The organism is Phenylobacterium sp. (assembly GCF_030651185.1).
Lineage (GTDB): Bacteria > Pseudomonadota > Alphaproteobacteria > Caulobacterales > Caulobacteraceae > Phenylobacterium.
The window spans coordinates 203,441-218,016 of the sequence record NZ_JAUSCJ010000011.1 but is presented as its reverse complement, the minus strand read 5'-3'; the positions used below and the strand labels follow the sequence as shown (position 1 = coordinate 218,016).

12 protein-coding genes are annotated in these 14,576 nt (G+C 67.8%); 5 read left to right on the top strand and 7 right to left on the bottom strand.

Annotated elements, in window-relative coordinates; all coding sequences use genetic code 11:
• The first annotated feature begins 54 nt into the window (after positions 1-54).
• The 3 genes from Q7J39_RS04040 (at position 55) to Q7J39_RS04030 (ending at position 3,048) form a co-directional block, all read left to right on the top strand.
• Positions 55-1,494, top strand: a complete 1,440-nt coding sequence (locus tag Q7J39_RS04040) for a pentapeptide repeat-containing protein (protein WP_304820677.1) — start codon at positions 55-57, stop codon at positions 1,492-1,494.
• 127 nt (positions 1,495-1,621) lie between these two features.
• Entirely contained in the window at positions 1,622-2,614 is a 993-nt protein-coding gene (cysK, locus tag Q7J39_RS04035; RefSeq protein ID WP_304820675.1) for a cysteine synthase A, read from the top strand.
• Positions 2,615-2,631: 17 nt separating this feature from the next.
• A complete protein-coding gene (locus tag Q7J39_RS04030; RefSeq protein ID WP_304820672.1) occupies positions 2,632-3,048 on the top strand; it encodes a very short patch repair endonuclease in 417 nt (138 codons plus the stop codon).
• 146 nt (positions 3,049-3,194) lie between these two features.
• On the opposite strand, the gene Q7J39_RS04025 is transcribed toward Q7J39_RS04030, so the two are convergent.
• From Q7J39_RS04025 to Q7J39_RS04010, 4 genes are all read right to left on the bottom strand, one after another.
• A complete protein-coding gene (locus tag Q7J39_RS04025; RefSeq protein ID WP_304820670.1) occupies positions 3,195-4,907 on the bottom strand; it encodes an ATP-binding protein in 1,713 nt (570 codons plus the stop codon).
• 229 nt (positions 4,908-5,136) lie between these two features.
• Positions 5,137-5,598: an OsmC family protein gene (locus Q7J39_RS04020; protein WP_304820668.1), complete on the bottom strand. Its 462-nt coding sequence runs from the start codon at positions 5,596-5,598 to the stop codon at positions 5,137-5,139.
• Positions 5,599-5,600: 2 nt separating this feature from the next.
• Positions 5,601-7,388, bottom strand: a complete 1,788-nt coding sequence (locus tag Q7J39_RS04015) for an acyl-CoA dehydrogenase C-terminal domain-containing protein (RefSeq protein ID WP_304820667.1) — start codon at positions 7,386-7,388, stop codon at positions 5,601-5,603.
• A gap of 90 nt (positions 7,389-7,478) precedes the next feature.
• Entirely contained in the window at positions 7,479-7,952 is a 474-nt protein-coding gene (locus Q7J39_RS04010; protein WP_304820665.1) for a MerR family DNA-binding transcriptional regulator, read from the bottom strand.
• Between the two features lie 152 nt (positions 7,953-8,104).
• Between Q7J39_RS04010 and Q7J39_RS04005 the strand changes: the two genes are divergently transcribed.
• Complete coding sequence (locus tag Q7J39_RS04005) at positions 8,105-10,555, top strand: zinc-dependent metalloprotease (RefSeq protein ID WP_304820662.1); 2,451 nt, start codon at positions 8,105-8,107, stop codon at positions 10,553-10,555.
• 153 nt (positions 10,556-10,708) lie between these two features.
• Here the strand turns inward: Q7J39_RS04005 and Q7J39_RS04000 are convergent, their stop codons facing one another.
• Positions 10,709-12,400 (bottom strand): lysine--tRNA ligase, encoded by a 1,692-nt coding sequence (locus Q7J39_RS04000; RefSeq protein ID WP_304820660.1) that lies wholly within the window; start codon positions 12,398-12,400, stop codon positions 10,709-10,711.
• Positions 12,401-12,517: 117 nt separating this feature from the next.
• Between Q7J39_RS04000 and phnD the strand changes: the two genes are divergently transcribed.
• Entirely contained in the window at positions 12,518-13,522 is a 1,005-nt protein-coding gene (phnD, locus tag Q7J39_RS03995) for a phosphate/phosphite/phosphonate ABC transporter substrate-binding protein (protein ID WP_304820658.1), read from the top strand.
• Position 13,523: 1 nt separating this feature from the next.
• Here the strand turns inward: phnD and Q7J39_RS03990 are convergent, their stop codons facing one another.
• Complete coding sequence (locus Q7J39_RS03990) at positions 13,524-13,940, bottom strand: PaaI family thioesterase (protein ID WP_304820656.1); 417 nt, start codon at positions 13,938-13,940, stop codon at positions 13,524-13,526.
• A complete protein-coding gene (locus Q7J39_RS03985; protein ID WP_304820654.1) occupies positions 13,937-14,380 on the bottom strand; it encodes a PaaI family thioesterase in 444 nt (147 codons plus the stop codon). The genes Q7J39_RS03990 and Q7J39_RS03985 overlap by 4 nt, the downstream gene beginning before the upstream one ends.
• Positions 14,381-14,576 lie beyond the last annotated feature (196 nt).

Here is a 14,576-nt window from a genome sequence, read left to right as displayed (position 1 = left end):
GCGCCGGTCACCCTTCACCGATCAATCGACTCGCCGTAGGGTCGTGCCTGCATCATGGCTAGAAACACAGGCTCCTTCGCGAAAACAAAGCCCCGGTCAGTCGCATTTGAATTGTTGCGATCAGGTGACTCAGATGCCTGGAATAATTGGCGGCAGAGCGTTGATATATTTGGTGACCACTTAAGTACGCGTGTGAATTTGGCTGGGGTGCATGCGCCGCGCGCTACGCTTTCCGGGTTCAACCTCACAAATGTTTCGCTCTACAGGGCTTCGCTTAGCGAGGCGGACCTTTCAGGAGTAGACTGTGGTTTCGCCGATTTCCACGAAGCTAACCTCATCGGTTGTGACTTCAGTCACGCGAGCCTTCGGAACGCTCGGCTCTCCCGCGCCTACATGCGTGGAGCGCGTCTCGATCACGCCAACCTCAGGGGCGCAGATTTACGCAGAGCAAGCCTGACGTCTGCATCTCTGGTCGGTGCTGACATTCGAGGGGTTGACCTAACTAGCACTCGCGGACTCATTCAGGAGCAGCTGGACGATGCGAATGGCGATGGGCGAACCCGTGTCCCCCCGCACTTAGTTCAACCCAGTCATTGGCTCGAGTACGAGCCGGAAGACGACGACGAAGAAGATCTCGAGAACCTCCGCATTCTGCCAGCAACGGTAGAAGTCGCTGTCGTCGGAGGTACGGTTCAGCTCTCAGAGCGGCCCGGAGATGCGGCCTTTTCGTCGTCTGTTAATGCGAACGTCCTTCGCCAAGAAATTCTGCAAGGCCTTGAGCGGATACATGCAAGGTGCGGGAACCTATCCGAGCTTCAGGCTGCAATTGGTTCATACGCAGAAGAATTGCGGGATCCTGACCTTGATATCATTATTGTTGGTGTTCGGGCCCTGAAGATACAGACGATCTTTGAGGCTGTGATAGCTTCCGCAGGAACGGACGATAACCCGGAGCTTCTGCCAGATATAGTCGGCTCTATTCGAGCGACGCTCATTCAGCACTATCTGTTTATAAATCAATCTCATAGGTGGCGTGCGTTCTTGGAGGAGGCTTCTATGTCTCCATACGAGGCCGGGGATCGCGACCGAGCGCTCCAATCCGGCAACGAGATGTCTGAGGTGCTGCACGCGCACCAGGATGTTGTGGACGGAAGAGTTCCTAAGGCGCTCGCTCGTGTCACTGACGAGGTTGAGATAACCGACGACCGGCAAAAACTGGCAGTATTCAACCTCTTCGCCAGCATTGAAAACCTTCTCAAAGGCCTCATTTCTTGGACGGTAAGAGAGGCGCGGCGCCTCGTTGGCGAAACATGGGGCCATTTCCGCGCAGACCTCGCCAAGGTAGTGGGTAAGGGAATGGCGCGCTTGCTCGTGGCAGCTTTTAGTACACACGTGGTTACGTACTTGGCGGCGACCTATCCAGAACGATTTGCTTGGTTAACTCACGCTGTAGCATTGCTGCACGTGGCCGATGCCGACGCCCTAGAAGAATAGGCGACTGCCGAGACTCGCCCCCGCGTCTTTAGAAAACCTCGGGCCTCGCCGCCAAGAACCTCCCTTCCAAATCCCCGCCACGGGGGTAGGGTCTGGCCTCAAAGAGACACCTCCAGAGACCAGACCCATGGCCGACGCCGCCGACACCTCCGCCTATGACGCCGCCCGCTACAAGCGCGCCGGGCGGGGCAAGATCTACGACTCCATCATCGACACCATCGGCGACACCCCCCTGGTGGCCCTGCCCAACCTCACCAAGGCGCTGAAGCCCAAGGGGCGCGTGCTGGCCAAGCTGGAGTTCTTCAATCCGATCGGCTCGGTGAAGGACCGCATCGGGGTGGCGATGATCGAGAGCCTGGAGGCCCGCGGCATCCTCAAGCCCGGCGGCGCCATCATCGAGCCCACCAGCGGCAATACCGGCATCGCGCTCGCCTTCGTCGCCGCGTCGAAGGGCTACAAGCTGACCCTGGTGATGCCCGAGAGCATGTCCATCGAGCGGCGCAAGATGCTGCTGATCCTGGGCGCCAAGCTCGAGCTGACCCCGGCCGAGCGCGGCATGGCCGGCGCCGTGGCCCGAGCCAAGGAGCTGGTGGACGCCACGCCGGGCGCCGTCATGCCCCAGCAGTTCGACAACGCCGCCAACCCGCTGATCCACCGGGTCTCCACCGCCGAGGAGATCTGGAACGACACGGCCGGCAGCGTGGACGCGGTGATCTCCGGGGTCGGCACCGGCGGCACCATCACCGGGATCGGCCAGGTGCTGAAGGCCCGCAAGCCGTCCCTGAAGATGATCGCCGTCGAGCCCGAGGCCTCGCCGATCCTGTCGGGCGGCAAGCCCGGTCCGCACAAGATCCAGGGCATCGGGGCGGGCTTTGTCCCCTCGATCCTCGACCGCGGGGTGATCGATGAGATCATCCAGGTCTCCAACGACGACAGCTTCGCCATGGCGAGGCGCGTGGCCCGCGAAGAGGGCATCCCGGTCGGGATTTCCTCGGGTGCGGCCCTGACGGCGGCCTTCGACGTGGCGTCCCGCGACGAGTTCGCCGGCAAGACGGTGGTGGCCATCATCCCGAGCTTCGCCGAGCGCTACCTGTCCACCGCCCTGTTCGACGGGCTCTAACCGGCGGCGTCCGGGCCGTGACCGACGTCTATGGCCCCGCCAAACGCTCGGCGGTCATGGCCCAGGTGAAGGGCAAGGACACCACGCCGGAGATGAAGGTCCGCAAGGCCCTGACGCGACTGGGCGCCCGCTACCGCCTGCACCGCAAGGACCTGCCGGGCTCGCCCGACATCGTGCTGCCGGGCCGCAGGCTGGCGATCTTCGTCCACGGCTGCTTCTGGCACGGCCACGACTGCGCGCGAGGCGCCCGCGTCCCCAAGGCCAACCGCGACTACTGGGTGGCCAAGGTCGGCCGCAACCGGGCGCGGGACCTGGTCTCCCAGGACGCGTTGGCGGCGCTGGGTTGGCGCGTGGAGACGATCTGGGAGTGTGACCTGAAGGACGGCGCGGCGTTGACGGCGCGGTTGGCGGGGCTGCTGGCGGCCAGACCCTAGCCCCCTCCGTCACGCGCTGACGCGCGCGCCATCTCCCCCGCATCGCGCTTCGCGCTGGGGGAGGAATTAGACGCGCCAAGTCCTCCCCCAGGCCGCAGGCCGTTGCAGGGGAGGTGGATCTGAGCTCAGCGAACAGACGGAGGGGGTTAGGCCCTCGCCGCTACGACGGACTCTTCCCCAGACGCCAGCACCCGCGCGATGGCGGCGCTCAGGGCGCCGGGGTCGATCGGCTTGGCCACGTGGTCGGTCATGCCGGCGGCGACACAGTCGGCCCAGTCCTGGTCGCTGCCCGAGGCGGTGCAGGCGATGACCGGCGTTCCCTGGTTCAACCCCGCCGTCGCCCGCAGGCGGCGGCAGGCCTCGCGGCCGTCCATCTCGGGCATGTAGACGTCCATCAGGATGACGTCGAAGGGCTGCGCCGCGGCGATCTCCAGCCCCTCGGCCGCCGAGGCCGCGGCGATCAGGTCCATGCCGAAAGGCTCCAGCATCAGGGCCACGGCGCGGCGGTTGATCTCGTGGTCGTCCACCACCAGCACCCGGACCTCGGCCACGTCGGCCAGGTCCGGCGCCGCGGCGGCGGCGGCGTCCGGAAGCTCGATGGCCAGGGTGAACACCGCGCCCTGGCCGGCCAGGCTTGCGGCGGTGAGGTCGCCCCCCATCAGGCGGGCCAGTTCGCGGCTGATGGAGAGGCCCAGGCCCGTGCCGCCATGGGTGCGGGCGGTGGAGACCTGGCCCTGTTCGAAGGACGCGAACAGGCGTGACAGTTCCTCGGGCGTCATGCCCCGCCCGGTGTCTGACACGGCGAAGCCGTAGACGTCGCCCTGCTGCGTGACGGTCAGGGTCACGGCGCCTGACGGCGTGAACTTGATGGCGTTGGAGATCAGGTTGTTGAGGATCTGGCGCAGCCGGGTCGGGTCGCCGGCCACGGCGCCCGGCATGGCCTTCAGGCCGAGGCGCTCCAGGGTCAGGCCCTTCTTCTCGGCCTCGGCCCGCCAGAAGGCGGTGGTGTCGTTGACGAGTCCCGCGAGATCGAAGGCGATGGTCTCCACGCGCATCCGGCCGGCCTCCATCTTGGAGAGGTCCAGCAGGTCGTTGAGCAGGGTGCGCATCATCCGGCCGCTCTCGGCGATCAGGGCGCCGTCGCTGGCGTCCTGGCCGCCCCGGCGCTCGATGGCCTCGGCGCCGGCCAGGATGGCGCTGATGGGGGTGCGCAGCTCGTGGCTGACCATGGCGATGAACGCCGACTTGGCGTCGGCGGCGGCTTCGGCGGCGTGGCGGCCCCGCTCGGCTTCCTCCCGCGCCCGGCGCTGGCCTTCGATGCCGTCGGCCGCCGCCCGCCAGAGGATGGTGGAGGAGAAGACCAGCAGCACGCCGACGATGCCCACGGCCACGCCATAGGTGGAGGTTCCGCTGATCGTCCAGGCCAGGCCCGCGGTGATCAGCAGATAGACGCCGAAGGGGGCCATGGAGGCGACATAGGCGGCCTGGGACCTCTGGTTGGTGACCACGGTGTTGAGCACGGCGCCGGCCAGGAACAGGCCGCCGCAGGTCAGGCCCCAGGCGCCCTGGCTGAGGATGGCCAGCACCGCCAGCGAGCCATAGACCATCGAGTTGAGCGCCAGCATGGCCAGGGCCAGGCTCCCCCGCACCGGCCGGGCCCGGGCGCGCTCCGAAGCAAAGAGATAGTATTCCGCCGCCTGCAGCAGACTGTAGCCGGCGATCCACAGGGCGGACGGCGCCCAGCCGGCCACGGGGGCGAAGGCCACGGCGTAGATGGCGGCGAACATCATGCGGGTGCGCAGGCCGTTACGGCGCGCGAGCATGGTCTTGGCAAGGCCGAGATCGGATGCGGTCTTCACGATGTGCGGCGTCCCCGGCTGGGGGTCTGGACGCCCCCTCTGGGTTGACGCTACGCCACCGCGCATAAACCATTCGTAAAGCGCGGGTCGTCGAACGCGGAATGCGGGAAACGCTCTAGAGCAGGTCAGGCGCAAGTGGGAACCGCTTCGCCGCCCGGACATGCTCTAGATTCAAGAAGATAGACCCTTTTCATCCGATCAGGTTGTTTCAACCTGATCCGGAAAGGGTCTAGGCGCGCGCCTCCACGATCACCTGCGTCTTCACCGAGTTGGCGATGTAGCACTCGTCGTGGGCTTCATGGTGCAGCTGGTCGAGCTGCTGCGCCGTGGGCGTGTCGCCCTGCCAGGTGATGGCCGGCCGCAGCCAGACCTTGGTCAGGGCCAGGCGGCCGGGCGCGATCTCCTCCATGATCCCCTCGGCGGCGTCCTGGTAGCGCACGGCCAGGAACCCCGCGAGCCGGGCCCGGTGCAGGAAGGTCAGCATGTGGCAGTTGGAGAGCGCCGCCACCAGCATCTCTTCCGGATCGACCGCCGCCTCCACCGCCCACTTGCCCACCACGTGCGGCGAGGCCGAGGCGGCGAGTTCGACGCCGCCGTCGAAGGTGATGGCGTGGCCACGGCTGTAGCGACCCTTCAGGAAGTCCTCGCCGTCCTTGAGGGTCCAGAGGACCTCGGCGACGTATTTCGCCATCGTCAGAAGGCCTCCGCCGGCAGGGCCATCATCAGCTCGGCCCCCGTGGTCAGCTTGGCCAGGTGGGCGCCGGCGTCGGGCAGGACCCGCTGCATGTAGTAGCGGCCCACGGTCAGCTTGGTGGCGTAGAAGGGATCGGCGTCGCCGGCGGCGATCTTGGCCTGGGCGGTCTTGGCGATCAGGGCCCACATATAGGCCAGGGCCGTGAGGCCGAAGAGATGCATATAGTCGGTGGACGCCGCCCCGGCGTTGTCGGGGTTCATCAGCCCGTTCTGCATCAGCCACATGGTGCCCTCCTGCAGCTTGGCCTTGGCGTCGGCCAGGCCCTCGGTGAAGGGCGCCAGGGCCGGGTCGCCCTGGTTCGCATCGACGAACATGTCGATCTCGGCGAAGAAGCTCATCACCGCCCGGCCGCCGTCCGCCGCCAGCTTGCGGCCCACCAGGTCGAGGGCCTGGACGCCGTTCGTGCCTTCGTAGATCAGGGCGATGCGGACATCGCGCATGTACTGGCTGGCCGGGAAGTGCTCGGTGAAGCCCGAGCCGCCGTGGATCTGCAGGGCGTCGGAACAGACCTTCAGGCCCTTGTCGGTGAGGAAGCCCTTCACCACCGGGGTCATCAGGGCCATGTAATCATTGGCCTTCTGGCGCACCGCCTCGTCGGGGCTGGCATGGGCCAGGTCGCCGTGCAGGGCGGTCCAGAACAGGAAGGCGCGGCCGGCCTCGATGATGGCGCGGCTGTCCATCAGCATGCGGCGCACATCGGGGTGGACGATGATCGGGTCGGCGGGGCCGTCGGGGTTCTTGGGTCCGGTCAGCGAGCGGCCCTGCAGGCGGTCCTTGGCGAAGCTGGCGGCGGCCTGGTAGGCGGCCTCGGCCTGGGCGATGCCCTGCAGGCCGACCCCGATCCGGGCCTCGTTCATCATCACGAACATCAGCCGTAGGCCCTGGTTCTCTGTCCCCACCAGCCAGCCGGTGCTCTCCTCATGCGAGATGACGCAGGTGGCGTTGCCGTGGATGCCCATCTTCTCTTCCAGGCCAGCGCAGAAGACGCTGTTGCGCGCGCCCGGCTGGCCTTGAGCGTCGGGAATGAACTTGGGCACGATGAACAGGCTGATGCCCCGCACCCCGGCCGGCGCGCCCTCGATGCGGGCCAGCACCAGGTGGACGATGTTCTCGGCCATGTCGTGCTCGCCGCCCGAGATCCAGATTTTCTGGCCCGAGATCCTGTAGCTGCCGTCGCCCTGGGGGACCGCCTTGGTGCGTAGCAGGCCCAGGTCGGTGCCGCACTGGGGCTCGGTGAGGTTCATGGTCCCGCCCCATTTCCCGGAGACCAGGTTGGGCAGGTAGAGGCTCTTCTGTTCGTCGGAGCCGCCGTTGAGGATCGCCGAATAGCAGCCGTGGGTCAGGCCCGGATACATGGAGAAGGCCATGTTGGCCGAGGAACTCATCTCCGAGAAGGACAGGTTCACCACGTGGGGCAGGCCCTGGCCGCCATAGGCGGGCTCGGCCCCGATCGCCGGCCAACCGCCCTCGACCAGCTGGGCGTAGGCCGCCTTGAAGCCCGTGGGCGTGGTGACCGTGTTGTCGGAATGCCAGGTGCAGCCTTCCTTGTCGCCCACCGCGTTCAGGGGGGCGAGCACCTCGGAGGCGAAGCGGCCACCCTCCTCGATGATCTGCTCCACCACGTCCATCGCGGCGTCGGCGAAGGCCGGCAGGTCGGCGTACTTCTCGATCTGCAGCACGTCGCGCAGCAGGAAGACGTGGTCGCGCACGGGGGGCTGGTAGGTCATGTCGGCTCCGGAATGGGTAAAGGACTCCCGACGGGTCGGAAGCCCTTTCTGAATATCAGCTGGTTCGAGCCGGCGCCAAAGCGCGGTTCGTCACTTGGCGTGTTCGAGGTCGCCGAGCCGTTCGCGCAGGACCTGGTCGTAGTCGGCCGCGCGGGGCAGCAGGTCGGGGCGGGTGCGCGACAGCTGGGCCTCCAGGGCGTCACAGCCGGCGCGCAGTTCGTCGATGGCCTTGTCGATGTCCTGGCGCTGGGCCTCCAGGGCGACGATGCGCTCGCGGAACTTGGTGAGCGACTTGACGTTCTGGGCCGTGCCGCCGTCGTTCAGGTCGTAGAGGTCAAGGATCTCGCCGATCTCGGCCAGGGCCAGGCCGACCCGCTTGCCGTTGAGGATCAGCTGCAGCCGGCCGCGGTCCTTGTAGGAATAGACCCGGTTCATGCCGTCCCGGGCCGGCGCCAGCAGGCCCTTGTCCTCGTAGAAGCGCAGGGCGCGCGGCGTGCATTTAAATTCCAGGCACAACTGACGGATGGTGAAGGTGCGCGCCGGACGGCGCAGTTCCATGGGCATCTGGATGTCCTCCCTCGACGTTTTTGCTTTCCCAACACGTAAGCCTGAGTTCCGTTAACGTCAACATGATCGTTGGTCACTTAGCGGCAGCTCTCAGGCTTGTGATCGTCGCGCGGAGCCTTAGGCTGAGCCCCTCACCTGGGGGCGGTTCGATGGTTGCGTGGCTTTGCTCGGGGGCGGTCGCCCTGGTCCTGCTGGCGGGCGCGCCGGCCCTGGCCAAGGAAAGGCCTGCACCGCAGTCCGCCGCCACCGCCGGAGCCCAGCGCCAGGATGGCCTGCTGCCGGTCTATGTGGACAAGGCCAAGGGCCGCATCCTGCTCTCCCTGCCCGCGCCGGACTCAGACGGGGTCAGCGGCCGTTTCCTTTATCTCACCGCCCTGCGCACCGGCCTGGGCTCGGCGCCGGTGGGCCTGGACCGCGCCGCGATCGGCGAGACCCAGGTGCTGGTGTTCCGCCGCATCGGCAAGAAGGTCATCGCCGAATACGAGAACCCGCGCTTCCGCGCCGCCGGCGCCCCGGCCCCCGAGCAGACCGCCGCCCGCGAGGCCTTCGCCACCTCCACGGTGTGGGCGGGCGAGGTGGCGGGGACGGACGGAGACGGTCGCATCCTGGTGGATATCGCCAGCTTCCTCACCCGCGACGTCATGGGCGCCGCCGACGCCCTGAAGACCGCCGACGAGAAGGGCTACAAGCTGGTTCCGGACCTCTCGATGGCCGACCCCTCGGCGGTGAAGGTGTTCCCGGAGAACCTGGAGTTCGAGGCCCGCCAGACCTACCAGTCCGACACGCCCGGCCCCGAGAGCCGCAACATCGCCCCCGACGCCAGGCTGATCACCCTGCAGGTGCGGCACGCCCTCGTGAAGCTGCCGGAGCCGGGCTACGAAACCCGGAAGTTCGATCCCCGCGCCGGGGTGTTCGGCGGGGTGGTCCTCGACTATGCCGCCCCGCTCGGCGAGGAGATCGTCGGCCAGATGGTCTACCGGTTCCGGCTGGAGAAGACCGATCCCACGGCGGCCAGGTCGCCCGTGAAGAAACCTATCGTCTTCTATGTGGACCGCGCCGCGCCCGAGCCGATCCGCACCGCGCTTCAGGAAGGCGCGGCCTGGTGGGGGGAGGCCTTCGAGGCGGCGGGCTACGTGGACGCCTACCGCGTGGAGATCCTGCCCGAGGGGATCGACCCCCTGGACGTCCGCTACAACGTCATCAACTGGGTGGATCGCGCCACCCGCGGCTGGTCGGTGGGCCAGTCGGTGAAGGACCCGCGCACCGGTGAGATCCTCAAGGGCAGCGTGCTGCTGGGGGCGCTGCGGGTGCGCCAGGACATGCTGATCTTCGAGGGTCTGGTGGGGGCCGACCGGAACGGGACGGGCGGGCCCAATGACCCGATCCAGGTGTCGCTCGCCCGCCTGCGTCAGCTGGCCGCCCACGAGGTCGGCCACTCCCTGGGCTTTGCGCACAACTTCGCGGGCAGCACGCAGGGCCGCGCCTCGGTGATGGACTATCCGGCCCCGCGCGTGACCCTGGTGGCGGGCAAGCCCGACCTGTCGGACGCCTATGGGGTGGGCCTCGGCGCCTGGGACAGGTTCATTGTCGACTGGCTCTACGGCCAGGTCCCGGCGGGCAAGGCCGGCGAGGCGGCGCTGGCGGCCAAGGCCAAGGCGGAGGCCGATCGCGGGGCCCGCTATGTCACCGATGGCGATTCCCGTGCGCCCGGCGCGGCCCAGCCCTGGGGCGGCCTGTGGGACGACGGGGCCGACGCCACCGCCGAGCTCGCCCGCATGATGACCGTGCGCCGCGCCGCCCTGGACCGCTTCGGGACCGGGGCGCTGAAGACCGGCGAGCCAATGGCCAACCTGCGCCGCAAGTACGTGCCCATCTATCTGCTGCACCGCTACCAGCTGGAGGCCGCCGCCAAGCAGGTGGGTGGCGTGGAATATCCCTATGGCGTGAAGGGCGACGTCCACGACGGCGCGCCCATCGTGGCGGGCGCCCGGCAGCGGGCGGCCCTGGAGGCGGTGCTGGCCACCCTCAGACCTGCTGAACTGGACACGCCGGAGGCCTTGATCCCGCTGCTCTCCGCCGGCCAGTCCGGCGACGATGACCGCCAGTTCGAGATCGAGGTGTTCGATGGTGGCCCGGTCTTCGATCCGCTCACCGCCGCCGATGTGGCGGCAGGGCTTGCGATCGGGACCCTCACCACGCCGGATCGCCTGAAGCGCCTGGTGGAACAGCGCCGCCGCGATCCGAGCCTGCCGGGCGCCGGCGAGGTGCTGGACCGGCTGATCGTCACGGCCTTCACGCCGGCGACCGGACGGAACGCCGAGATCGCCCGGCGGGTGCAGACCCGGGCCGTGCTGGAGATGGCCTCGGTCTCACGCAAGCCTGAGACCGCCCCGGCGGTGGCCGCCGAGATCGACCAGCGGCTGGCTGACCTGGCGGCGAAGCTGAAGGCCGCGCCCGGCGTGGGGTCCGACCGCGCCCATCGGCTGCGGCTGGCGGGGTTGATCGGGGACAAGGATGAGATGGCCCGCGTGCTGGCGGCGCCGAAGGTGAAGCCCACCGTGCCGCCGGGCATGCCGATCGGGGATGACGGGGAATACTGAGGGGCTCCAGCCCCCTCCGTCACGCGCTGACGCGCGCGCCACCTCCCCCGGGTTCGCGCTTCGCGCTGGGGGAGGAATTTCGCGCTCCTAATTCCTCCCCCAGGCGCAGGCCGGTTCGGGGGAGGTGGATCGGCGAAGCCGAGACGGAGGGGATTAGGCCTTCGCCGCCGCCACCAGCTCGCCCGCCAGCGCCTGCTCGATCAGCGCCACGGTGCGGTCCAGGCCAAAGATCGCCGCGAAGGAGCCGAACCTCGGACCCTGGCTCTGGCCCAGCAGCACCTCGTAGAGGGCGGTGAACCAGGTCCGCAGGGGCTCGAAGCCCCCGGCCTTGCCGGCCTCGAACACCTCGTTCTGGATGGCCTCGGCGTCGGCGCCGGCCGGCAGGGCCCGGAACCGGGCCGCCAGGTCGGCCATCGCGGCGGCTTCCTGCGCATTGGCCAGGCGGAAGGTCTTCGAGGGCTTCACGAAGTCCTCGTAGTAGTTGATCGCATAGTCGCTGAGCCGGTCCAGCAGCGGCTGGCTCTCCGGCGTCGCGCCGGGGATGTAGGTCTGGATGAAGCCCCAGAGGATGTCCTTGGTGGACGCGTCGGCGGCCGAGACCAGGTTCAGCAGCAGGGAGAAGCTGACCGGCGACCCCTGCTCCGGCGGCGCGCCGCGATGGACGTGCCAGGCCGGGTTGTCCAGCGCCACGGCGTTGGCGTCGCCGCGCGCCCGGTTGAAGGCGTCCAGCTGTTGCAGGTACTCGTCGGTCGCCTTGGGGATGACGTCGAAGAACAGGCGCTTCGCCGACTTGGGCGACTGGTACATGTAATAGGCTAGGCTCTCGGGCGCGCCGTAGCGCAGCCACTCCTCCATGGTCAGGCCGTTGCCCTTGGACTTGGAAATCTTCTGGTTGTTCTCGTCCATGAACAGCTCGTAGTGGAAGGCCACGGGCGGCACGCCCCCCAGCACCTTGGTGAGCTTGTCGGAGACGCGGACGCTATCGATCAGGTCCTTGCCCGAGGCCTCGAAGTCGACCTCAAGGGCGGTCCAGCGCACGGCCCAGTCGGGGCGCCACTGGATCTTCACCTGGCCGCCGGTGACCGGAACCTCGGTGCGGCCGCCGTCAGGGTCGTCGAAGACGATGGTCCCCTTGGCGACGTCGCGCTCCAGGGTGGGGACCTGCAGCACCTTGCCGCTGATCGGGCTGATGGGCAGGAAGGGCGAATAGGTGGCGCGGCGCTCCTCGCCGAGCGTCGGCAGCATCACCGCCTGGACGGCGTCGAAGCGCTCCAGCATCCGCAGCAGCACCTCGTCGAACTGGCCTGACCGGTAGGTCTCCGTGGACGACTTGAACTCGTAGTCGAAGCCGAAGCCGTCGAGGAAGGCGCGCAGGCGGGCATTGTTGTGGTGGGCGAAGCTCTCGTACTCGCCGAAGGGGTCGCGCACGCTGGAGACCGGCTTGTCGCGGTCCTCCTCCAGCATCTCGCGGTTGGGGACGTTGTCGGGAATCTTCCGCAGGCCGTCCATGTCGTCGGAGAAGACGATCAGCTTGGTGGGGACCTGGTCCTCGGTGAGCGCGCGGAAGGCGTTGCGCACCATGGTCGGACGCGCGGCCTCGCCGAAGGTGCCCATGTGCGGCAGGCCCGAGGCCCCGAACCCGCACTGGAAGACCACCGGCTTGTTGAGCGCCGGGAAGGTGGCCACGGCCTGCGCGGCCTTGCCTTCGTTGATCAGGCTGGCGGCCAGATCGCGCTCGGCGTCGGAGAGCCGCAGGCGCAGGATGCGCGCCAGCAGCAGGCGCGCCTGTTCGAAGGGCCAGCTCTTGGCCTCGCGGGCTTGGTGGGAAAGACCTTGCAGTGACATGGGCGGGCGTTACCGCCCTAACTGCCCCACCTCAAGTGTAGTTTTCGCTGGCCGTTGTCGGACAGGCGTCACAAGAACAGGCGAAACAGGGGATGGGGCTTCATACAGGGTGTGCCGATGATCTCTTTCAGAACGGGCGCAGCGCTCTTGTCGCTGACCCTCTTGTTGGCCGCCTGCGCCAAGCCGGCCGATGCGCCGCCGGCCCGGACCATCCTGACCTTCTCGATTCTCTCCACCGAGAAGGCCTCCACCGCGGCGGCTGAGTGGACCCCGGTTCTCGCCGATATGGAGAAGGCGACAGGGCTCGCCATCAAGCCCTTCTTCGGGAGCAACTATTCGTCGCTGATCGAGGCCATGCGCTTCAAACAGACCGACCTGGGCTGGTTCAGCAACCAGTCGGGACTCGAGGCGGTGCGCCGCTCTAATGGCGAGATCTTCGCTCGCACCACCAAGCCGGACGGCGGCCAGGACGGCTATCAGTCGGTGATCATCGTGGCCAAGGACAGCCCCATCACCCTGGAGGGCCTGCTCAAATGCGACCGGACCCTGAACTTCGGCATGGGGGACGTGAAATCCACCTCCGGCACGCTGGCCCCCATGACCTATCTGTTCGCACCGCGTTCGATCAGTCCGGAGACGTGCTTCAAGACCGTCCGCTCGGCCAACCACGAGGCCAACCTCTTCGCCGTGAGCAATGGGGTGCTGGACGCGGCCACCAACAACACCCAGTCCCTGTTGCGGCTTCGCCAGCAGGGCGGCGCGGCCGCCGCGACCCTGGACAATCTCAAGGTGATCTGGACCTCGCCCACCATCCCCGAGGATCCGATGGTCTGGCGCAAGGACCTGGACCCGGCCGTGAAGGCCAAGGTCGGCCAGTTCTTCCTCACCTATGGCGTCGGGAACGGCCCTGAGGCGCAGCGCCAGAGGGACAATCTGCGGCGCATCCAGACGGGCCCCTTCAAGCGCGCCGATGCCACCCACCTGTTGCCGGTGCGGGAGATGGAGGCCACCGAGCAGCTTCTTCAGAGCAAGACCAAGGGCGATCCGGCGCAGATCGCCAAGGCTCAGGCCGCGCTGGACGCGGTGCATGCGGAAGCCAAGGCGCTCAGGCCGGCGATCTGAGTTATTCCTCGCCGCTCAGCATGAAGTGCCCGCGCAGGGCGGCGACCGGGGTTCCGCGCGCCTCCTGCCAGGCCTCCACCGTCACATTGGCGATGCGGCGGCCGACCTTTCGCAGGTCGGCCCGGGCATAGGTGGTCAGAGCGCGGCCGGGGCGCAGGTACTCGATGGTGACGTCTATGGTCTTGTGGACCTTGGGCGTGTGCTGAACCACGGAGAGCTGGGCCAGCGCCGTCATCTCCAGGAAGGCGCCGATCACCCCGCCGTGCAGGGCCGGCAGCATGGTGTTGCCGATCAGGTGCGGCGCGAAGGGCAGGGTGGCGGTCATCTCGTCGCCGGCCAGTTCGCAGCGCATGCCGAGGAACTGAATATAGGGCACCGAGGCCAGGAAGCCCTGCAGGCGATCATTGGCCTCGCTCATCGCGGGGCGCTCGCGCCGTGCAGGATGAAGGCGGCCTGGGCGGTGGCGATGGGGTCTGCGGGGTCGACGTCCCAGGCCTCGGCGCGGACGAAGGCGATGGACCTCGTCATCTTGTAGCAGTGAGCCAGGGCGGTGATTTCGGCGCGCGGCGCGGCGGGGCGCATGTAGTCGATGCGCAGGTCGAGGGTGGCGGTGGGGAAGCGCTCGCCCTTGGAGGAATTGATCGCCAGGCCGCAGCAGTGGTCCAGCAGGGAGGTGACGACACCGCTGGCGATCACGTCGGTGGCGGGGTCCCCCACCAGGTCGGCGCGCCAGGGAACGAGGATGGAGCCTCTGCCGTCGCCCACAGACACCAGCTTGAAGCCGAGGGCCGCAGCCTGTGGCACGGTCTCCACCATGTGGCGGGCCTGCTCGGCGATGGCGTTTTCGGGTGCGTCCATGCCTCCGGTTTGGGCCAGGCCCGCCCCGGGGTCAAGGATGACCCAGGGGACGCTCTAGCCGATGGTGAAGCCCGTCGAGATGGCGACAATGGCGATGGCGAGCATCGGCAGGGCGGCCATCAGCAGGCTGACGAGACCGCCGACGCGGCCGAGGTTCAATGAGTTGGGCATGACGTTTTCTTTCGGTTGGAGCGAA